The organism is Mesorhizobium sp. CA14 (assembly GCF_020165195.1).
Lineage (GTDB): Bacteria > Pseudomonadota > Alphaproteobacteria > Rhizobiales > Rhizobiaceae > Mesorhizobium.
In genome coordinates this window covers 1-19,000 of the sequence record NZ_JAIUHR010000047.1, presented here as the reverse complement: position 1 = coordinate 19,000, position 19,000 = coordinate 1, and the positions used below count along the sequence as shown (strand labels likewise).

20 protein-coding genes are annotated in these 19,000 nt (G+C 64.6%); 10 read left to right on the top strand and 10 right to left on the bottom strand.

Annotated features, from left to right (window positions below; genetic code table 11):
- Positions 1–177 precede the first annotated feature (177 nt).
- The 5 genes from LB565_RS29015 (at position 178) to LB565_RS28995 (ending at position 4,336) form a co-directional block, all read left to right on the top strand.
- Positions 178–1,164 carry an ABC transporter permease gene (locus LB565_RS29015; RefSeq protein WP_224589507.1) on the top strand — a complete coding sequence of 329 codons (987 nt, stop codon included), beginning with the start codon at positions 178–180 and terminating at the stop codon, positions 1,162–1,164.
- On the top strand, positions 1,161–1,991 hold the full coding sequence (locus LB565_RS29010) for an ABC transporter permease (protein ID WP_224589506.1): 831 nt from the start codon (positions 1,161–1,163) through the stop codon (positions 1,989–1,991). Before LB565_RS29015 ends, LB565_RS29010 begins: the two co-directional genes overlap by 4 nt.
- Positions 1,988–2,992 carry an ATP-binding cassette domain-containing protein gene (locus LB565_RS29005; RefSeq protein WP_224589505.1) on the top strand — a complete coding sequence of 335 codons (1,005 nt, stop codon included), beginning with the start codon at positions 1,988–1,990 and terminating at the stop codon, positions 2,990–2,992. The genes LB565_RS29010 and LB565_RS29005 overlap by 4 nt, the downstream gene beginning before the upstream one ends.
- Positions 2,989–3,765, top strand: a complete 777-nt coding sequence (locus LB565_RS29000; RefSeq protein ID WP_224589504.1) for an ABC transporter ATP-binding protein — start codon at positions 2,989–2,991, stop codon at positions 3,763–3,765. Before LB565_RS29005 ends, LB565_RS29000 begins: the two co-directional genes overlap by 4 nt.
- 64 nt (positions 3,766–3,829) lie before the next feature.
- Positions 3,830–4,336, top strand: coding sequence for an L-2-amino-thiazoline-4-carboxylic acid hydrolase (locus LB565_RS28995; protein ID WP_224589503.1), 507 nt, complete (start codon positions 3,830–3,832; stop codon positions 4,334–4,336).
- 5 nt (positions 4,337–4,341) lie between these two features.
- On the opposite strand, the gene LB565_RS28990 is transcribed toward LB565_RS28995, so the two are convergent.
- The 4 genes from LB565_RS28990 to LB565_RS28975 all read right to left on the bottom strand — a co-directional run bounded on the left by LB565_RS28990 (position 4,342) and on the right by LB565_RS28975 (position 8,282).
- The gene (locus LB565_RS28990; protein WP_224589502.1) at positions 4,342–5,130 is read right to left on the bottom strand and encodes a DeoR/GlpR family DNA-binding transcription regulator; all 789 of its coding nucleotides are present in this window, start codon (positions 5,128–5,130) and stop codon (positions 4,342–4,344) included.
- Between the two features lie 104 nt (positions 5,131–5,234).
- Positions 5,235–6,533, bottom strand: a complete 1,299-nt coding sequence (locus LB565_RS28985) for an NAD(P)/FAD-dependent oxidoreductase (protein WP_224589501.1) — start codon at positions 6,531–6,533, stop codon at positions 5,235–5,237.
- 2 nt (positions 6,534–6,535) lie between these two features.
- The gene (locus LB565_RS28980) at positions 6,536–7,906 is read right to left on the bottom strand and encodes a glutamine synthetase family protein (protein WP_224589500.1); all 1,371 of its coding nucleotides are present in this window, start codon (positions 7,904–7,906) and stop codon (positions 6,536–6,538) included.
- Between the two features lie 73 nt (positions 7,907–7,979).
- Entirely contained in the window at positions 7,980–8,282 is a 303-nt protein-coding gene (locus tag LB565_RS28975) for a hypothetical protein (protein ID WP_224589499.1), read from the bottom strand.
- A gap of 112 nt (positions 8,283–8,394) precedes the next feature.
- Between LB565_RS28975 and LB565_RS28970 the strand changes: the two genes are divergently transcribed.
- Positions 8,395–8,835 (top strand): GFA family protein, encoded by a 441-nt coding sequence (locus LB565_RS28970; protein WP_224589498.1) that lies wholly within the window; start codon positions 8,395–8,397, stop codon positions 8,833–8,835.
- An 18-nt stretch (positions 8,836–8,853) separates the two neighbouring features.
- On the opposite strand, the gene LB565_RS28965 is transcribed toward LB565_RS28970, so the two are convergent.
- Genes LB565_RS28965 through LB565_RS28945 form a run of 5 tightly spaced genes read right to left on the bottom strand, consistent with a single transcriptional unit; the run spans position 8,854 to position 13,665 of the window.
- Entirely contained in the window at positions 8,854–9,615 is a 762-nt protein-coding gene (locus LB565_RS28965; protein ID WP_224589497.1) for an SDR family NAD(P)-dependent oxidoreductase, read from the bottom strand.
- Positions 9,616–9,626: 11 nt separating this feature from the next.
- The gene (locus tag LB565_RS28960) at positions 9,627–10,439 is read right to left on the bottom strand and encodes an ABC transporter permease (protein WP_224589496.1); all 813 of its coding nucleotides are present in this window, start codon (positions 10,437–10,439) and stop codon (positions 9,627–9,629) included.
- Positions 10,439–11,332 carry an ABC transporter permease gene (locus LB565_RS28955; RefSeq protein WP_224589495.1) on the bottom strand — a complete coding sequence of 298 codons (894 nt, stop codon included), beginning with the start codon at positions 11,330–11,332 and terminating at the stop codon, positions 10,439–10,441. Before LB565_RS28955 ends, LB565_RS28960 begins: the two co-directional genes overlap by 1 nt.
- Positions 11,333–11,378: 46 nt before the next feature.
- The gene (locus LB565_RS28950) at positions 11,379–12,542 is read right to left on the bottom strand and encodes a PotD/PotF family extracellular solute-binding protein (protein WP_224589494.1); all 1,164 of its coding nucleotides are present in this window, start codon (positions 12,540–12,542) and stop codon (positions 11,379–11,381) included.
- Positions 12,523–13,665, bottom strand: coding sequence for an ABC transporter ATP-binding protein (locus LB565_RS28945; RefSeq protein WP_224589493.1), 1,143 nt, complete (start codon positions 13,663–13,665; stop codon positions 12,523–12,525). Before LB565_RS28945 ends, LB565_RS28950 begins: the two co-directional genes overlap by 20 nt.
- Before the next feature lie 113 nt (positions 13,666–13,778).
- Between LB565_RS28945 and LB565_RS28940 the strand changes: the two genes are divergently transcribed.
- The 3 genes from LB565_RS28940 to LB565_RS28930 all read left to right on the top strand — a co-directional run bounded on the left by LB565_RS28940 (position 13,779) and on the right by LB565_RS28930 (position 17,028).
- Entirely contained in the window at positions 13,779–14,591 is an 813-nt protein-coding gene (locus LB565_RS28940) for a helix-turn-helix transcriptional regulator (protein ID WP_224589492.1), read from the top strand.
- A gap of 145 nt (positions 14,592–14,736) precedes the next feature.
- Positions 14,737–15,435, top strand: a complete 699-nt coding sequence (locus tag LB565_RS28935; protein ID WP_224589491.1) for a GntR family transcriptional regulator — start codon at positions 14,737–14,739, stop codon at positions 15,433–15,435.
- A 237-nt stretch (positions 15,436–15,672) separates the two neighbouring features.
- Positions 15,673–17,028, top strand: coding sequence for a glutamine synthetase family protein (locus tag LB565_RS28930; protein ID WP_224589490.1), 1,356 nt, complete (start codon positions 15,673–15,675; stop codon positions 17,026–17,028).
- A gap of 17 nt (positions 17,029–17,045) precedes the next feature.
- Here LB565_RS28930 and LB565_RS28925 read toward each other — a convergent pair whose 3' ends face one another.
- On the bottom strand, positions 17,046–17,687 hold the full coding sequence (locus tag LB565_RS28925) for a ThuA domain-containing protein (RefSeq protein WP_224589508.1): 642 nt from the start codon (positions 17,685–17,687) through the stop codon (positions 17,046–17,048).
- Positions 17,688–18,000: 313 nt separating this feature from the next.
- On the opposite strand from LB565_RS28925, the gene LB565_RS28920 reads away from it, so the two are divergent.
- Positions 18,001–18,852 (top strand): SDR family oxidoreductase, encoded by an 852-nt coding sequence (locus LB565_RS28920; RefSeq protein ID WP_224589489.1) that lies wholly within the window; start codon positions 18,001–18,003, stop codon positions 18,850–18,852.
- The last annotated feature ends 148 nt before the right edge of the window (positions 18,853–19,000 follow it).

The following is a 19,000-nucleotide window of genomic DNA, read 5'->3' as shown; positions in this document are numbered from 1 at the left end:
CCCCCGCAAGGGGGGAGATCAGCAGCTTCTCTGTCCCGCCAGTTCTGCAACGCTGGAGATTGGCGAAGCCTATGATGACATCCAATCTCCCCCCTTGCGGGGGAGATGTCCGGCAGGACAGAGGGGGGTGCCTGGGCGCATTCCTAGCCAGGGCATCGCCAATCTCCCGAGGCGCGCATGATCCGCGCCCTCCGCCTCCTGCGCCGCCGCGTCGTCGGCAGCATCTTCGTTCTCCTCATCGTCGTCATCGGCAGCTTCCTGCTGCTCGAAGCCGCCCCCGGCGATGCCGTCGATGCCTATATCGTCTCGACCGGCGGCGATGCCGGCATGATCGAATTGCTGCGCCACCGCTGGGGCCTCGACCAGTCGGAGCTGACGCGCCTCGCCAACTATCTTTGGGCGCTGCTGCATCTCGATCTTGGCCAGTCCGTCACCTTCTCGCGGCCGATCCGCGAAATCATCTTCGAGCGCCTGCCGACCACGCTGATCCTGATGGGCAGCGCCACCGCGCTCTCCTTCGGCCTCGGCTCGGCGCTCGGCATCTATGCCGGCGCCAGACCCGGCAGCTTTCGCGACCGTTTCTTCTCCATCGGCTCGTTGACGCTCTATGCCGTGCCGGGCTTCTGGCTCGGCCTGGTGCTCATCGTCGTCTTTGCCGTCGATTTGCGCTGGCTGCCGATCGGCGGCATCGAGACCATCGCCTCCGGCAAAACCGGACTGGCGCGAGCCGCCGACATCGCCACCCATCTCGTGCTGCCGGTCTCGGCGCTCGGCTTCATCTACCTGGCGCTTCATCTGCGCATGATGCGCGCCGGCATGGCCGAGGCCTGGCGGCAGGACTTTATCCTCGCCGCCCGCGCCAGGGGCCTGCCCCGCCGCCGCATCGTGCTTGCCCATGTTGCCCGCAACGCACTCCTGCCTCTCGTCACCATGCTCGGCCTGCAATCGGCACAGATGCTGGGCGGCAGCGTCGTCATCGAAAGCGTCTTTGCCGTGCCGGGTCTAGGCCGGCTGGCACAGGAAGCCGTCGCCGGCCGCGATACGCCGCTGCTGCTCGGCATCATCCTGCTGAGCGCGGTCCTGGTCGTCGTCATCAACCTTCTCGTCGATCTCGCCTACGCTTTCCTCGATCCACGTGTCGGCGGCGGCGAGGCAAGCGCATGAGCCGCCTGCGCCGCTTCTTCCGCACGCCGGAGGCAAAGGCCGGCGCAACCATCCTGGCCGTGCTCATTGTGATGGCGTTGGCGGCGCCGATGGTCTTTCCCGGCGACCCGCAGGCGATCGCCGGCCCGGCGCTGCTGCCGCCGTTCCAGGACTGGTCGCTGCCGCTGGGCACCGACCGGCTCGGCCGCGACGTGCTGGCCGAGCTGTTCCATGGCGCCCGCACCTCGCTGGCGGTGGGGTTGGCGGCCGCCGCTGCCGCGCTCTTCATCGGCTCGGTGGTCGGCACTTTGGCCGGCTTCGCCAGCGGCCTGATCGACGACGTGCTGATGCGCATCACGGATGCCTTCCAGACCGTGCCGAGCTTCTTGCTCGCGCTCGCCTTCGTCAGCATCGTCGGACCTTCGCTTGGTGTGGTCGTCGCGGCGATCGCGCTCGGTGCCTGGACTGGACCCGCGCGGGTCGCCCGCGCGGAAGTCCTGTCGATCCGCGAGCGCGATTATGTCGCCGGCGCCCGTGTCATCGGCATGCATCCGCTCGAAATCGCCTTTCGCGAGGTGCTGCCCAACGCCTTGCCGCCTGTCCTGGCGCTATCCTCGGTGATCGTGGCCGCCGCGATCCTCACCGAGGCCGCGCTGTCCTTCCTCGGCCTTGGCGACCCCAACCGCGTCACCTGGGGCGGCATGATCGCCGAGGGGCGTACGGTGCTGCGCACCGCACCCTTCCTGTCGGTCGTTCCCGGTATCGCGCTGGTGCTGACCGTGCTTGGCGTCTACCTCGCCGGCGAAGGCGTGGTGGAAAGCACTGCCGTGCGCAGGAGCCTATCGTGACCGCGCTGCTTTCGATCCGCGATCTTTCGGTGCGGTATCGGCGTGACGGCGTCGAGGCGCTGAAGGGCCTCAGTCTGGATGTGAAGACCGGAGAGCGCCTGGCGGTCATCGGCGAGAGCGGCTCAGGCAAGAGCACGCTGGCGCTGGCGGTTGCGGGGTTGTTGGCGAGGGGTGTCAAGATCGAAGGAACAGTCGAGTGGAAGATATCGAGATCGCGAACGCCTCATTCCTTCGCGCCCCCCTCTGTCCTGCCGGACATCTCCCCCTCTAGGGGGGAGATTGAACTGTCGCATCCGCCTTCGCCAATCCTCAACGCAGCAGAAGGGGAGCCGGCAGCGGAACTGCTAATCTCCCCCCTAGAGGGGGAGATGTCCGGCAGGACAGAGGGGGGCGCCGTAGAGCGCCAGCTTTCTCATCCTCGCGATACCATCCCTCTCCTCGGCCGCGACATCGGCTTCGTCTTCCAGGACCCCTCCTCCAGCCTCGATCCGGTGATGCCCGTCGGCAAGCAGATCGCCGAAGTCGTCCGCACGCATCTCAAGCTCAGCTGGCGAGACTCATATACGAAGGCCAAAACCCTCCTCGAACGCGTCCGCATCCCCGACCCAGACTCCGTCCTCCACACCTACCCGCACCAGCTCTCCGGCGGCCAGAAGCAGCGCGTAGCCATCGCCGCAGCCATCGCTGCTGGACCAAAACTCTTGATCGCCGACGAAGCGACCAGCGCGCTCGATACCATAGTGCAGGCGGAGATCGTTTCCCTGATCCGCCAGCTGGTGGCCGAGGACGGCATGACCTTGCTTTTCATCAGCCACGACATCGCGCTCGCCGCCACGCTTGCCGATCGCATCGCGGTGCTGCGCCACGGCGAGCTGATCGAACTTGGCGAGACCCGCCAAATCGTCGAAGCGCCGCGCCGTGCCTATACACGCGCGCTGCTTGATGCCCATCTCGGCCTCGACGCCGAGCCGCTGCTTGACCGGCAAGGCGCCTCGCCATGACCGTGCTTGCCGTCTCCAATCTCGCCAAGCGCTACCATCGTGGCGGCAAACCGTTTGCTGCGGTCGATGACGTATCCTTCAAAATCAACCCGGCGGAGACGCTGGCGCTCGCCGGTCCCTCCGGCAGCGGCAAATCGACGATTGCAAGATTGGTGCTGCGGCTGATCGAGCCCGATGCCGGTCGCATCGACTTCGAAGGCGCGGATTTCCTCGCGGTGTCGGGCGCTGCGCTGCGCGCGCGCCGCGCCCGTCTCCAAATGGTGTTCCAGGATCCGCTCGCCGCCTTCAATCCGCGCGCCACCGTGGCGCGCGTGCTGGACGATCCCCTGCGCATTCATGGACTTGCCTCGCGCGCCGAGCGCCCCCGCCATATCGCGGCGCTGCTGGAGCGCGTCGGCCTCGATCCCGCCCTTGCCGCGCGCGCCATCCATGAGATTTCCGGCGGCCAGCGCCAGCGCGTGGCGATCGCCCGCGCCATCGCCACGCGGCCGTCGCTGGTCGTGCTCGACGAAGCCGTGTCGGCGCTCGATGTTTCGGTGCGCGGGCAGATCCTCGAATTGCTGCTCGACCTGCAAAGGCAGGAACGGATCGCCTATCTGTTCATTTCGCATGACCTCGGCGTCATCCGTGCCGTGGCGCACCGCGTCGTCATCCTCGATGCCGGCCGGATCGCCGAGAGCGGCGATGCCCGCGCCGTCATCGCCAACCCGCAATCGGCGATCGGCAAGGCGCTGGTGGCGGCGACACCAAGATTGACCAGGGACCGACCATGATCCCGCAAAGTGGGACCCGGTTTGCGGGCAAGATCATGGTCAAACGACAAAATCAGGACACAGCATGACTGATCCCGAAACAGCCAGAGCCGAAAAACTGTCGCGCGAGCTCGATTCCGCCTTTCGCAACCGCGCCGATCTCTATCGTCTCTTCCTCGACGAGCTGACCGCCGAGCTCGGCGCCGAGAAGGCCGAGACGGTCATGATCCGCACGATCGAAAAGCGCGGCCGGGAAGTCGCGGCAACCGCTTTCGCCCATTTCGGCCCCAACGACGCGGCGGCAATCGGCGAGGCGTTTCTCGCCGTCAGTCCGGATGGCGGGCGCATGTATCCGACCGATGTCGAACGCGGGCCTGACCACATCGCCTTCAAGGTGAAGCGCTGCCCACTGAAGGATGCTTGGGTCGCGGCCGGCGTCGGCGAGGAGAAACTCGCCACGCTCTGCCGCATCGCCGGCGCCTTCGATCGCGGCCTGTTCGAAGCAACCGGCGTGCGCTTCGACAATGTCACCTGGACGCCGGGCCATGGCTCCGGCTGCTGCCACATCGCGCTGACAAACCGCGACGCTTAACCTATTCAGCTCTCGGCAAAGACGTGCAACTCGCCGCCTGCCTCGTCGATCGCCGCGCGCATCTCGGCTGCCGGCTCGCTATCGGTGACGACGTCGGAAATCTCGCTCAGCGCGCAGATGCGTTCGAGGCCGCTGCGGCCGAACTTGTCATTGGTCACGACCAGCATCGTCGACAGCGATCGCCCCATCATCGCCCGCTTCACCGCCGCCGCGCCCGAGATCATGTCGCTCGGCCCCTCGGCATTCAGCGCCGAGGCGCCGATGACGGCGACGTCGGCATTGTAGCGGCGCACGAATTCCACCGTGTCCTCGCCGAGCACGGCGGCCTCGCGGCTGTCATAGGTGCCGGGGCAAAGGATGACGCGGAAGCCTGGATTGGCGCCGGCCACCGAAGCGACGCCAACGGAGTTGGTGATGATCGTCAGGTCCCGTCCGAGCTGCGACAGGCTGCGCGCGACCTCATAGGTGGTCGATCCGCCGTCGATCATCACGATGCGGCCTTTCTCGATCAGTCCGGCGGCACCCCGGCCGATGCGGGCCCGCTCCTCCATCATGGTAAGGCCGCGTTCGGCGATCACCGGTTCCGACGTCACCAGCGAGATGGTTGCGCCGCCATAGGTGCGGTTGATGAGCCCGGCTTCGCCGAGCTCGATCAGGTCGCGGCGGATGGTCTCGCCGGCGACGCCGATGCGGCGCGCAAGCTTCGAGATGCGGATCGAGGCCGAGCGCCGAACCTCCGACAGGATCAGCTCATGTCGCTCTTTCTTCGTCAGTCGGCCCGGCTCGATATTCATTGCTCTTCCTTGTTTGCGGCCGCGAGTTTGCGCAACGCTGACAGCGACGGGTCCTTGTCCCTAGCGCGGAGACATTAGCCACGCCGGGGACAGGAAAGCCAGTGTCAGTGTCTGAGCCGATCGCGCATCGCGTACCACAACATGCCGAGCACATAGAGCGGCCCGCGCAGCGCCGTGCCGCCCGGGAACGGAAGCGGCGTCAAAGTCGAGAACAGGTCGAGCCGCGAGGCATCGCCCGTGATCGCTTCCGCCAAGAGCTTGCCCGACAGCGTCGACAGGATGACGCCCTTGCCGGAATAACCATGCGCGAAATAGACCTCGCCGTAATTCCCGACATGCGGCAGGCGCGACGTGGTGATGGACACCAGACCGCCCCAGGCATGATCGATGCGGCAGCCCTTGAGCTGCGGAAAGGTCTTCTCCATATGCGGCCGCACGAAGCCGGCAATGTCTGCCGGCGGCGACGGCGTGTAGCGCTCGCCGCCGCCGAACAGCAGGCGTCCGTCCGCCGACATGCGGTAGTAGTTGACGACGAACAGCGTGTCCGAGACGGCGACATTGGCCGGGATGACATTGCGCTCGCCCAACGGCTCGGTGGCGACGATATAGTTGCCGACCGGCATGATGCGGCTGTTGACGCGCGGCTCCAACCCCTTAAGCAGCGCATCGCCGGCCAGCACCACATGCCTGGCGCGGACCGAGCCCTCGTCGGTGAACACCCGGATGGAAAGATCGCGCTCCAGCCGCACCGCGACCGAGTTCTCATGAATGACGACGCCGGCGGCGGTAGCGGCGCGGGCAAGCCCGAGCGTATAGTTGAGCGGATGCATGTGGCCGCCGAGCCGCTCCAACACCGCGCCCTGATAGGGCGTGTCGACCATCTGCCTCGCCTCAGCCGCCGACAAGATCTCGACATCGGTGAACTTCATCACCTTGGCGAGGCATTCGGCCTCTTCCTCGAAATCGCGCACATCCGAAGCGCTGACCGCGCCGACCAGATGGCCGGTCTGACGCAAGTCGCATTCGATGCCGTAGCGCTCGATGATATCGAGCACCAGCCCGCGCGCCTCGAAGGCCAGATCGAACAACGCCTTCGCCCGTTCCGGCCCAAAGCTTCTGACCAGGCCCCTGGCGCCCTTGCGCAGGCCGGGGATCATCTGGCCGCCATTGCGCCCCGAAGCGCCCCAGCCGATCTTGCCGCCTTCGAGCAGCACCACTTTGAGACCACGCTCGGCCGCATGCAGCGCCGCCGACAGACCCGTGCAGCCACCGCCCACCACCACCAGATCGGCCTCGACATCGCCGGCAAGCGCCGGATGGTCGGGCGCCGGATTGGCGGTGGCGACATAATAGGACCTGTCGATGTCGAGACCGGAATTGAAACCTGTAGAACGCGAACCCATTGTCACACCTTGAGCAGCAGATGGTCGCGTTCCCAAGACGTCACGACGCTCTGGAACAGGTCGAGCTCGACACTCTTCACGCGCAGATAGGTCTGGCAGAAATCCTCGCCGAGCAGCGCCCGCACGGGCTCGCAGGCGGCGAAACGATCGAGCGCTTCCTCCATCGTCTTTGGCAGCGTGCTCTTGCTCTTATAGGCATTGCCGAAGGCTTCTTCCGAGCGTGCAAGCCTCTCCTGGATGCCGAGATAGCCGGCGATCAGCGAGCCGGCCATGGCGAGATAGGGGTTGGCGTCCGCTCCCGGCAGCCGGTTTTCGATGCGGCGCGCGGCGCGGCCGCCCAGCGGCACGCGCAGGCCGCAAGAGCGGTTGTCATGCGACCATTCGATGTTGGCCGGCGCGCTGTGGCCGGGCCGGATGCGCCGGTAGGAATTCGCATGCGGCGCATACAGCGGCATGATTTCAGGGATGTATTTCTGCAGGCCGCCGATGAAGTGCGAGAACATTTCGCTGTCCTCGCCGTCTTCGCCGGCAAACAAGGGCTCGCCCTTCCTATCGACGATAGACATGTGCAGATGCATCGCGCTGCCCGCCTGCGCCGCGATCGGCTTGGCCATGAAGGTGGCGTGCATGCCATTGGCCTGCGCGATCTGCCGCGCCAGACGCTTGAACAAAAGCACCTGGTCGGCAAGCGTCAGCGAATCGCCATGCAGGAGATTGATCTCGAGCTGCGCCGTGCCGGATTCATGGATCAGCGTCTCCACCGGCAAGCCCGCGATTGCGGCATGTTCATAGAGCCGCCGCGTCACCGCTTCGAACTCTTCCATCGCCTGCATGTCGTAGGGATGTTGCGCGCTTTCCGGCCGCCCGTTGCGCCCGATCGGTGCGGTCAAAGGCTGATCGGGGTTGGGGTTGGGCGCCGTCAGGTAGAATTCGAGCTCCGGCGCCATCACCGCACGCCAGCCGCGCCGATCGTAAAGGTCGAGCACGGCTTTCAGCACATGGCGCGGCGAAGCCATCCACGGCCGGTCGCCCATGTGGAACGTGTCGGCGAAAACATAGGCTCGGCCCGGGCTGCCGGGCGCAAGGCACAGGCTCGAAAGATCCGGCACCATGCGCATGTCCGGATCCTGGTAGGCGAAGCCCTCGTCGATGGAGCCGGAATAGCGGCCATCGATGGCGACCAGGAAAGCGCTGCTCGGCAGATAGAGCGCGCGGTCATCGAGCGACTTCAGGAATTTGGCGACCGGCAAGGTCTTGCCGCGCAGCACGCCGTTGACGTCCGGCACGAAGCACTCGACTTCGTTGATCGCATGCGTTTTCAGCCAGCTTTGCGTGTCCGCGCCGGCGAATGAGGTGTTCAGATTGTCAGGCATTGGTCATGTCCGTACAAAGGAGAGGTCGCTTCGGCGGGCATGTCCGTTCCGGTAGGACGTTATCTAAGCTGCGTTATCCGAGGACGGACGCCCGCCTGATGACCGGCCAAAAGGCCGGGTGCGGAGCGCCTTGCACCCCTTCGGTCCAGCCGTCGCGAACGACATGCGAGCCGACCTTGGTCTCCTTCGCGCGCTGCAGGTTCTCATGGCGGCAGCAGCGCATGGTCAGCGGCGCTCCGCCAAAGCGCGCGCCGTTGCGGCCGCAACTGGAAACGGCCGGGTGGGGGAAAGCCTTTCTACCACTCGCATGACAAGCCTTGTCGAGAACCTGGTCCATGGTTTGGCCGATCGTTGCTCGCAGCGCAAGCCCGCCCATGAAACCGCTGCACATTGCTGGCCCAATCGGGCGGAAGGAACCGGGTACCTGTTTGTACTGTTCCCCATATGCGCCGCCGGCCGAACGATTCCGAACAACCAGGAGTGATCAGATGGAAAGCAGGAGCGATACGGGCGCATGTTTTTGCGGAGCCGTTGCAGCCGAGATGCAGGGCGATCCGTTCTGGATCTGCTTCGATCATGACGATGACTGCCGCCGCGCGATCGGCGGCCCGCTGACCATCTGGGTCGGCTACCGGCCGGACCAGTTCCGCTTCACGCGCGGCCAACCCCGGAGCTTCTCGAGAACGAAAGGTGTCGTTCGCACCTTCTGCGAGAAATGCGGCACCTCGATCACCTATCGCGACGAAGGACTGAGCGACGAACTCTATGTCACGATCGGCTTCTTCGATCATCCGGAGCGGTTCAAGCCCCATGCGCATGCCTATTGGCGCCTTCGGCTGCCTTGGCTGGAATTCGCCGACGATCTGCCGCGCATCGACACCTACTCGCGGCGCCGCGATCCGGCATTCGGAAATCCCAATGACCGGTAGACGATTTGCCAAGGCGCCTCAGCCGATACTCTCGCCGCCGTCGACCACCAGCGCCTGGCCGGTCATGAAAGACGAGCGATCGGAGACGAGGAACAGGATCGCCTCCGCGATCTCCTCCGCGCTCGCCCAGCGCCCCATCGGGATCTTTGTGCGGACATAGTTTTCTATCGCATCGCGCCCGCCCATCTGGGCGATGAACGGCGCGTTGAACGGCGTGTCGACCCAGCCGGGGCAGAGCGCATTGATGCGCACATTGTGCTTGGCATAATCGAGCGACATCTGCCGGGTCATCGCCACCACGGCGTGTTTGGAGGTGGCATAGGCGATCATCTCGCGGTCGTAGAAAACACCGGAATTGGAGGCCGTGTTGAGGATGACGCCGCCGCCCTGAGCGATCATCGCCGGCATGACGGTCTTGGCCGCCAGGAATTGCGCCCGCACATTGATCCGCCATGAGGCGTCCATGCCGTCGGTGCCCACTTCCGTCAGCGTGCCGCCAACCTGGATGCCGGCATGGCTATGCAGGATATCGATCCGGCCGTGCCGGTCGAGCGTTCCCTCGATCAGGCCCTCGACGGCTGCATCACTGCCGACATCGGTAACGACGGCCTCGGCGCGGCCGCCGGTTTCGCGGATGTCGGAAGCGGTGGCTTCGCCGGCCGCCGGATCACGGTCGGCGATGACCACGATTGCCCCTTCCCGCGCCATGATCATGGCGCCGGCACGGCCGATACCCGACGCGGCCCCCGTGACAACGGCGATGCGGTCTTTCAGGATCATGGATTGGTCTCTCAAGGCGATGGTTTTCGTCGGCCGAGCTGCCATTGCGCGAGCAGCACGAGCAGGACCGACGCGCAGAGCACGATCGTCGCGATGGCGTTGATCTCCGGCGTCACGCCGCGCCGGATCGAGGCGAAGACGTAGATCGGCAGCGTCGTCTGAGCGCCGGCGACGAAGAAGGCGATGATGAAGTCGTCGAAGGAGAAGGTGAAAGCGAGCAGGAAGCCGGCGATCACCGCCGGCATGATCTGCGGCAGCACGATCGAGCGGAACGTCGTCAGCGGCGTGGCGTAGAGATCGCTCGAAGCCTCGACCAGATTGCGGTCGAGGCTGCTCAGCCGCGTTCCGACGATCATCGTCACCAGCGCCATCGAGAACAGGCCGTGCGCGGCGATGATCGAGCCATAGCCCAGCGAAAGCCGCGGCGGCTGGTCGGTCGGCCAGAGCGAAGCGAGAAACGGATTGACGACGGCGAAGAGCTGCACCAGCGCGACCAGCGTCGAGATGCCGATGACGACGCCCGGGACGACGATCGCCGCGCCCAGCAGCGCGTCGAACAGAGCCCGGGTCCGCGCGCCGACGCGCTGCAGCCCGAGCGCCGCGGCCGTGCCGCAAAAGGCCGCGAGCAAGGCACTGGTGGTGGCGATGAACAGGCTGTTCTTCAGCGCCTCGACCAGGAAGGGATTGGACAGCGCCTTGCCGTACCATTGCACGGAAAAGCCGGTGAACTCGCTGGCATGGTGGCCGGCATTGAAGGAGAACAGCACGACCAACGCGATCGGCAGATAGAGGAAGGCAAAGACGGCGATGACGAAGGCGCGCATCAGATCAGGTCCACCCGACGTGCGCCCGAGAGACGGGTCGAGATGCGATTGGCGACGATCAGCACCACGACCGAGACCAGGACCAGTGTGATGGCGATCGCTGATCCGAACGGCCAGTTGCGCGACTGCAGGAAGAGATCGACCAAAGCGTTGCCGATGAAGAACACCTTGCCGCCGCCGAGCAGCGTCGGGATCAGATATTCGCCAAGCAAAAGGATCATCACCAACGAGAAGCCGGTCATGACGCCGGGCAGCGAAAGTCTCAGCGTCACGCCAAGGAAGGTCGCCAGCGGCGTAGCACCGAGATCGGCCGAGGCTTCCAGCAGGCGCCGGTCGAGCCGCTCCAGGCTGACATAGATCGGCAGGATCATCAGCGGCAGATAGCCATAGACGATGCCGAGCAGCACCGCGCCCGGCGTGTTGATCAGCCTCAGATCCTCGATGCCGACATAGGCGAGCAAAGCCGGGATGCCGCGCCCGCCAAGGATGTACATCCAGGCATAGGTGCGCATCAGAAGGCTGGTCCAGAACGGGATGACGATCAGCGCAAGCAGGATCAGCCGCCAGCGCTGCGGCGCGCGCAGCGCAAGATAATAGGCGACCGGATAGGCGACGAGCAGGCAGGCAAGCGCGCCGGCCGGCGCCAGCACTATCGTGTTCCAGAAAGCCGTCGCCCGTGCCGGCAGGTTGGCGTATTGCGCCAAGGTCAGCGCGGCCTGGTAGCCGCCCTCCGGCGCCCGCTCGCCGACGCTGAAGATGGCGATGGCGACGAAGGGCAGCACCAGGAAGACGACCAGCCACAGTGCCGCCGGGGCGAGCAGCAGCGCCGTCACGAGGTTTTTGCGAAAGAGACTGCGACGCATGGAGAAAGCCGGTTGGGAGCCGGCGGGCATTGCCCGCCGGTCGCATTGCCTGGTTCAGGTTTGTGACCGGTCTCGCTCAAGCCGACTTGAAGCGCGCCATCAACTCGGCGCGGCCCGGATCGGTGAGCGTCGCGGCGGCGCCGAATTCGAGCGGCTTCAACAGGTCGGCCGCCGGATAGAGGATCGGGTTGTCGAGCACCTCTTTCGGCAGCAGCGCGTTGACCCGTGCATCCGTGCAAGGCGCGCCATTGGCCAGATGCTCCTTCACCGCCACCCTCGGGTTCATCAGATAGTTGAGCAGCGCATAACCGGCCGGCTTGTTCGGCGCATCCTTCGGGATGGCGTAGAAGTCGGTCCAGATCTCGCCGCCTTCCTTGCCGAGCACATAGGTGATCTCGGGAATGTCGCGATGAAGCTGCGCCCCGTCATTGGTCCAGCACATCGTCATCCAGGCATCGCCGGCGCGCATTCCCGGCTGGTAGTCGCTCGACACTGCGAAGAGATGCGGCTTGACCTTGAGCAGCAATTCCTCGGCCTTGGCGAGCTCGTCCTGCTTCAGCGAGTTGAACGAATAGCCGTAATATTTCAGAGCATTGCCGATGGTGGTGAGCTGATAGTCATGCACCATGGTTCGGCCGTCGGCTTCCGCCATGGCCGTGTCCCAGAACTCCTTCCAGCTCGACATCGGCTTGGCGAGCTTCTTGGTGTTGACGGCAAAGCCGGTCGTGCCCCAGTTCTTCGGCACGGCATAGATCGTCCCATCGATCGTGCCTTCAGCGGTGAAGCGCGCATCTTCCGACTTGCCGTCGAAATTGGCGAGCTTGGCCATGTCCAGCGGCTCGATGATGCCGAGCTTCTTGTAGGTCGAGATGGTATAGTTGGTCGGCACGAACAGGCTCCAGCCCGAACCGCCGGCCTGCAGCTTGGCTAGCATCTCTTCGTTCGAGCCGAAGACGTTGACCTCGACGGCGACGCCCGTCTCCGCCTTGAAATTCTCGAAAGTCTGCGGGTCGTGGTAGTTCGGCCAGGTGGCGATCGACATGCGGTCGCCGAGGTTCTCTGCGGCATAGGCCGGCGTCGGCATGATGCCAAGCTCGCGCGCCATTACCGCAGTGGCGACACCAAGGCCGGTGAGGCCGAGGAAGTCGCGCCGGCTGATCGAGCCGCGCTTCAGGCGCATCAACTGGTCGACGAATTTATCGGGGGTTATCGGCAGTCCGTCACGATAGGATTTCGGCATGTTGGTCTTCCCTCTGGTTGGTCCCGTTATTGTTAGCGCGCGGAAACGCCAGCGGCGCTCCGGCGGCAAAGCCGATGGCGACGGGTTCGCCCGGCTTGAAGAGATTGCCCTGGCCGATCACATGGTCGGCCTTGGCGAGCAGCGATCCGATGCCCTGGACCTCGATCGCGTATTCCGCCGTCGAGCCCAGGAAGATGCGGTTGCGCACGATGCCTTTCAAAGCGCCGCTTCCAGGCGCCGAAAGGCTGAGCGATTCCGGCCGCAGGCTGACGGAGACGGCTTCGCCGCGGCTGAGCGGCACCCGCTTGCGTGCCGCAATCACGGTGCCGTCGGCAAGCGCGACATCGACGAGCTCACCCGAGAGCCCGGCCACCTTGCCGCTGAGAAGATTGGTCTTGCCGACGAAGTCGGCGACGAACAGGTCGGCGGGCTCATCATAGATCTCGCTCGGCTGCCCGAGCTGGACGACGCGGCCGCCATTCATGACGCAGACGAAGTCGCTCATCGACAGTGCTTCCTCCTGGTCGTGGGTGACCAGCACGAAGGTGATGCCGATCTCGCGCTGCAGGTTCTGCAGCTCGATCTGCATGTCGGTGCGCAGCTTCTTGTCGAGCGCCGCCAGCGGTTCGTCGAGCAACAGCACCGCCGGCTTGTTGACCAACGCGCGGGCGAGCGCCACGCGCTGCTGCTGGCCGCCGGAAAGCTCGTGGATCTTGCGGCGCCCGTAGCCGGCGAGCTGCACCATCGAAAGCGCCTCGCCCGCTCGGTGGCCGATCTCGCGCGACGACAGGCGCGGCCTTGCCTGGCGCAGGCCATAGGAAATGTTTTCCTCGACATCGAGATGCGGGAACAGCGCATATTGCTGGAACACCATGTTGACCGGCCGTCGGTAGGGCGGCGTTCCTGCCATGTCGCGGCCGCGGATCAGCACCTGGCCCTCGCTCGGCTGCTCGAAGCCGCCGATCATGCGCAGGCAGGTCGTCTTGCCGCAGCCGGAAGGTCCGAGCAAAGCGACGAAGGCCGAAGGCGGAATGGCAAGGTCGATGCCGCTCACCGCGGTGACGGCGCCGTAGCGCTTGGTGACCGCGCGAAATTCGATATCGGGCACTGCAGTCAAGGCCATGGGCTCCAGCGACAGCGTGAGGCAATGTCGCGACGCTAGCAGAGCCAATAGCACCTAGTATATACCTCGCAGGTGGTATATTTAGCCGATTTTATCGTTTAGAGGGGTATGAATTGGCTGCCTCCCGCAGTGACGACTACAACGCCTTGGCCGCCGTGATCGCCGCGTCGCGCGAGACCGGCGGCGACCATTTCGGCAAGGCGATCGTCGGCTGGCTCAGCGGGCATGTCCGTTTTGATCACTGCGTGATCTTCGGCTATCGCGGTGCAGCGCGGCCGCCGCTCCTGTTCGAGACCTTCTCGCCGGCGGAGAGCCACATCTTCGTCGCGCTCTATCAGGACGGGCCCTATCTGCTCGACCCGTTCCACCACGCCGCAGTCGAGCGCAAGGAGGGTTTCTGGCGCATGCGCGAGCTCGCGCCGGACCGCTTCTATGCCAGCGAATATTACCGCTCCTATTACAGCCAGACCAAACTTGCCGAGGAGGTCGGCTTCTTCGTGCCGCTGGCTGGCAAGGACGCGCTGGTGCTCTCGCTGATGCGGCTGCGCGCCACCGGGCCATTCGGAACGGCGGATGCCAGGCTGCTGCGCGACATGGCGCCGGCGGTCATCGGTTTCTGCAAGCAGCGCTGGCCGTCTCTGCCTGCCGATGAGGTCGCGGCCCAACCCTCCGGCGAAACCGTCGCGATGACCAACGAGCTCGACCGGGCGCATATCTGGAAGAGCCTGTCCTTGACCTCGCGTGAAAAGCAGGTCGTCGACCTAGTGCTGCAGGGCCACTCAACAGAATCGATCGCCAGGGCGCTGCGCATCGTGCCGGGGACCGTCAAGGTCCACCGCCGCAACATCTACCGTAAGCTGAAGATCAAATCGCAGGCCGGCCTGTTCGCGCGCTTCGTCGAGATCATCGACGCGCGGATCGGATAGCGACCCCGGCCGCCCTTGCGGCGGTTCGCATTGACCGTCTATCGTGCGGCCGAACGACCGGCCAGGTATCCCGGCGGCGGCCGGCTACTCCCGCGTCGGATCGTGACGAAACAAGTTTCAGGACCGATCAAGCAGCGCATCGCCAATGGCCGACAAATCGCAATTCGGACTGACCGCTGTCGATACCGTTCCGCTGCATGAAAAAGTCTATCTGGAACTGGTGCGGGCGCTGATGTCGGGCCAGCTCCGGCCTGGCCAGAAGCTGACCTCGCGCAAGCTCGCCAAGGAGCTCGGCACCAGCGACATGCCGGTGCGCAGCGCCTTCATGCGGCTGCAGGCGCTGAGGGCGCTGAGCCCGATGCCGAACGGCAGCGTCGAGGTGCCGCTGATTTCGGCCGACCGCTTCCAGCAGTTGACCGACGTGCGCACGATCCTGGAAGGCGCCGCTACCGAACTCGCGATAAAACGCATCAACGGCAACAATCTGCGCGCCATCCGCCGTCATTGCGCCGAGCTCACCCAGGCCGCCCGCAGCGGCGACATCGACGACTATCTGCGCAAGAACCACGACTTCAAATTCTCGATCTACCGCCGTTGCGGCAACGAGCAGATGATCTTCCTGATCGAGACGGTATGGATGCAGGTTGGCCCTTTCCTGCGCAACCTACACATCGGCTTCGAGGATGACCTGGCCGGCATTCTCGGCATCGACTACCACGAGGAGGTCGTGGCGGCGATCGAAGCCGGCGACGGCGAGAGGGCGCGGGCCGCGATCGTGCGCGATATCGCCGAGGGCGCGGCCCACATCCTCGGCCAGGTCAAGTTTCCGGAACTGCGCCACTGACGAGCCGCAGCAGCCGACTTCGAATCCGGCTTGGCTTTCGCCGATCGGGCCGCTATGTTGCGATCGCAGATCGCACAATATGGACCCGAAATGCCGCCCGATATCCCGGCTAGTGAATTGAAAAAATGAAGATAATCAGCCCGGCGTCAACCGTGCTGATCTTCACGAACTCACAAGCTGAAAATTGGATATCGTAGCCGACAGGGCTACAGCGCCGAGAAAAACAGGGGCTGGAAATTGAGCGATGCGATTACGGATGTTTTGAAGTGGCTTGAAAGCAGGAGGGACATCCAGAGCCTGCGGGCAGCGGTGTGCGACCTGAACGGCATCATGCGCGGCAAGCGCATTCCGGTCGAGCAGGCGCGCAAGGCGCTCGAAGGCAAGCTGCGCATGCCCTATTCGGCCATCGGCCTCGACATATGGGGCGAGGATATCGAAGGCAACGCCCAGGTGTTCTCGACCGGCGACGCCGACGGGCTTTGCCATTGGACGGGGCGCGGCATATTGCCGGTCAATTGGACGGCGCACCCGACGGCGCTGTTGCCGGTCTGGCTGGCGGACGACAGCGGCGCCCCCTATCTTGGCGATCCGCGCCGCGCGCTGGCCCGCATCCTCGACCGCTATGCCGCGCTAGGATTGACGCCCGTCACCGCGACCGAGCTCGAATTCTACCTTGTCGACCCGACATCGCAGCGGCCTGTCGGACCGGTCTCGCCGGTAACCGGGCGGCGCCTCGATTCCGACGCGGCGCTCTCGATCGACGAGGTCGACGACTTCGAAGCCTTCATCCACGATATCTACGAAGCCTGCCGCATGCAGGACATTCCGGTCGACACTGCGATTGCCGAGAACGGCGTCGGCCAGTTCGAGATCAACCTCAACCATGTCCCCGACGCCCTGCGTGCAGCGGACGACGCCGTGCTCTTCAAGCGCACCGTCAAGGGCATCGCCCGCAAGCATGGCTTTGCCGCCTGTTTCATGGCCAAGCCCTATGGCGAACGCGCCGGCAACGGTTTCCATGTCCATTTCAGCGTCCTCGACAGGCAAGGCCGCAACATCTTCGACGACGGCTCGGACCAGGGTTCCGACGCCATGCGCCATGCGGTTGGCGGCCTGCTTGCCGCGATGGCCCAGAGCACGCTGGTGTTCGCGCCGCATTTCAATTCCTACCGCCGGCTACGGCCCAGATCCTATGCGCCGACCGCCGTCGCCTGGGGTTACGAAAACCGCATGGTGGCGATTCGCATTCCGGGCGGCCCGTCGGCCGCGCGCCGCATCGAGCATCGCGTCTCCGGTGCCGACGCCAATCCCTATCTGGTGCTGGCGGCGATTCTCGGCGCGGCCTTGATCGGCATCGAGCGCCAGCTCTCGCCCGGCGAGCCGACCGGCGGCGAGGGCCAAGGGCTGGCGCTCGCCAAGCTGCCGCCGGATTGGGCGTCGGCAATCGCCGCCTTCGAGGCGGGCCAGCGTGTCGCCGAAATCTTCCCGGACGTGCTGCGCGACGCCTTCATCGCCTGCAAGCGCCAGGAGCTGAACACTTTCGCGCTCAACGTCAGCGACTTCGAGATCGAGACCTATCTGGAGAGCGTTTAGCGGGTTGCACCAGCCACTCAGCGCGCCGCCCAGACCAGCCCGCGGCGCAAGATGGTGCGCATCTGCGGCACTTGGAATTCCGAGGCCACGTGACCCAGCGACGAATAGAACACCCGCCCCTTGCCGTGCCGGCGCTTCCACACCACCGGCATGACGACACCGTCGATCCACGACGCGTGGTCGCCGGAAAAAATGGTGGTCGCCAGTACCTCGTTCGATGGATCGACATGCATGTAATACTGCTCAGAACGGTAGGGGAAATCCGCGATGCCTTGCATGATCGCGTCGTCGCGCCGCACCACATTCACGTGATAGTCGATGATGTTGCCGGGATGCGCGACCCATTGGCCGCCGCACATGAACTGATAGTTCGTTGATTCGCGAAAAGCGTCGCCCATGCCGCCATGATAGCCGCCAAGGCCGACGCCGTTTTCGACCGCCTCGGTCAGGTTGGCTTCTTCGGCCTTGGTGAGCTTGGACATGGTATAGATCGGCACGATCAGGCTGAGATCGGCGATCGCCGGATCGGCGAACGCCGCCGTCGTGTTTTCGACACGCACGGCAAAGCCTTCTTCCTCGAGCATCGCCTTGACAACGCGGGCACCGGCCTCGGGTTCATGCCCTTCCCAGCCGCCCCATACGATCAGCGCTTGCCGCATCTTTTTCTCCGTCAGTTTGGTTGCGTTCATTCGAGATCGCCAAGGGCGAGTACTTGCCGGGATTTCGGACGTTAATGCACATCAGCAAAAAGCCAGAGGCCAGCCTACCCACAAATGGGCTTTGCGACGAAACACGAAACCATCCGAATGCGGCGCGCCTTTGCGCCAACTCATCTTATGCGGCCTATTGAGGCGTTACCGAAAAATATGCCGGCAGGAGGGTGACATCCCGGTCGCGGGAACCAGATTGGGTTGAGGGCCATTGGTGCCCGAACAAATCCGTGATCGTCACGAAACGCGCAGGAACGTGATCATGATGATTCTCGCCTTCGGTGCAGCGGGAAATTTTGCGGGCAGCGTCATTCCCGCCCTTGCCGCGCGGGGTGCGCGCGTCCGTGCCTTCGTCCGCAAGCCTGAGCAGGCTGAACTGGTACGCGGTCACGGCGCAACCGAGGTTGCCATCGGCGATCTGCGCGATCGTGCAGCTTTGGATGCGGCGTTCAAGGATGTGGGCGCCGTCTTCTATATCGCCCCAGCCTTCATTCCCGCCGAGGCTGATGTGGGAAAGAGAGTCGTGGAGGCCGCTATCGACGCCGGTGTGCGCCGGTTCGTGTTCTCGGCCGTGATCCATCCGGTGCTTTCGGACCTCGTCAATCATGTCGCCAAAGCGCCGGTCGAGGAGGCGGTTCTCAACTCCGGCCTGGAATATACGTTCCTCCATCCGGCGCGCTACTTCCAGAATTACGCGGCATTCTGGCCCAAAGTCGTGAAGGAGGGCGTGCTTGCGGAGCCCTGGTCGTCCAGGACACGCTTTTCGCTGGTCGACTATCGCGATGTCGCCGAGGTCGCCGCGATAGCCCTGACCGAAGAGCGGCTGCTTTTTGGAACGTTCGAACTCTGCGCACCTGGGCATCTTAACCGCCTCGACGTCGCTGCGCTGATGAGCGATGTGCTGGGCCATGAAATTAGAGAGCGCCGCGATCCCGATGTGCTCGGCGATGTTCCTCCCGGCTTGCGGGCGATGTTCGACCACTACGATCGCCACGGCCTGCTCGGCAACCCACTGACGCTACGTGCGATCTTGGGTCGGGAGCCGCGGTCGCTGCGTGCATATTTGGAGGAATTGGCGCAAGGCGATCCTGCCCGATCCGGCGAGCAAGGATGAACAGCCGGCCACCATGCCACCGCCCCAGCCGAATACCAAAACGGCCCGCGTTGAGCGGGCCGTTTTTTGTGTTTGGTTGCGGGGACAGGATTTGAACCTGTGACCTTCAGGTTATGAGCCTGACGAGCTACCGGGCTGCTCCACCCCG

Coding starts and splice junctions, on each gene's coding strand:
- LB565_RS29015 (WP_224589507.1), top strand. CDS start 178: ATGATCCGCGCCCTCCGCCTCCTGCGCCGCCGCGTCGTCGGCAGCATC.
- LB565_RS29010 (WP_224589506.1), top strand. CDS start 1,161: ATGAGCCGCCTGCGCCGCTTCTTCCGCACGCCGGAGGCAAAGGCCGGC.
- LB565_RS29000 (WP_224589504.1), top strand. CDS start 2,989: ATGACCGTGCTTGCCGTCTCCAATCTCGCCAAGCGCTACCATCGTGGC.
- LB565_RS28995 (WP_224589503.1), top strand. CDS start 3,830: ATGACTGATCCCGAAACAGCCAGAGCCGAAAAACTGTCGCGCGAGCTC.
- LB565_RS28990 (WP_224589502.1), bottom strand. CDS start 5,130: ATGAATATCGAGCCGGGCCGACTGACGAAGAAAGAGCGACATGAGCTG.
- LB565_RS28985 (WP_224589501.1), bottom strand. CDS start 6,533: ATGGGTTCGCGTTCTACAGGTTTCAATTCCGGTCTCGACATCGACAGG.
- LB565_RS28980 (WP_224589500.1), bottom strand. CDS start 7,906: ATGCCTGACAATCTGAACACCTCATTCGCCGGCGCGGACACGCAAAGC.
- LB565_RS28975 (WP_224589499.1), bottom strand. CDS start 8,282: ATGGGCGGGCTTGCGCTGCGAGCAACGATCGGCCAAACCATGGACCAG.
- LB565_RS28970 (WP_224589498.1), top strand. CDS start 8,395: ATGGAAAGCAGGAGCGATACGGGCGCATGTTTTTGCGGAGCCGTTGCA.
- LB565_RS28965 (WP_224589497.1), bottom strand. CDS start 9,615: ATGATCCTGAAAGACCGCATCGCCGTTGTCACGGGGGCCGCGTCGGGT.
- LB565_RS28960 (WP_224589496.1), bottom strand. CDS start 10,439: ATGCGCGCCTTCGTCATCGCCGTCTTTGCCTTCCTCTATCTGCCGATC.
- LB565_RS28955 (WP_224589495.1), bottom strand. CDS start 11,332: ATGCCCGCCGGCTCCCAACCGGCTTTCTCCATGCGTCGCAGTCTCTTT.
- LB565_RS28950 (WP_224589494.1), bottom strand. CDS start 12,542: ATGCCGAAATCCTATCGTGACGGACTGCCGATAACCCCCGATAAATTC.
- LB565_RS28945 (WP_224589493.1), bottom strand. CDS start 13,665: ATGGCCTTGACTGCAGTGCCCGATATCGAATTTCGCGCGGTCACCAAG.
- LB565_RS28935 (WP_224589491.1), top strand. CDS start 14,737: ATGGCCGACAAATCGCAATTCGGACTGACCGCTGTCGATACCGTTCCG.
- LB565_RS28925 (WP_224589508.1), bottom strand. CDS start 17,687: ATGCGGCAAGCGCTGATCGTATGGGGCGGCTGGGAAGGGCATGAACCC.
- LB565_RS28920 (WP_224589489.1), top strand. CDS start 18,001: ATGATGATTCTCGCCTTCGGTGCAGCGGGAAATTTTGCGGGCAGCGTC.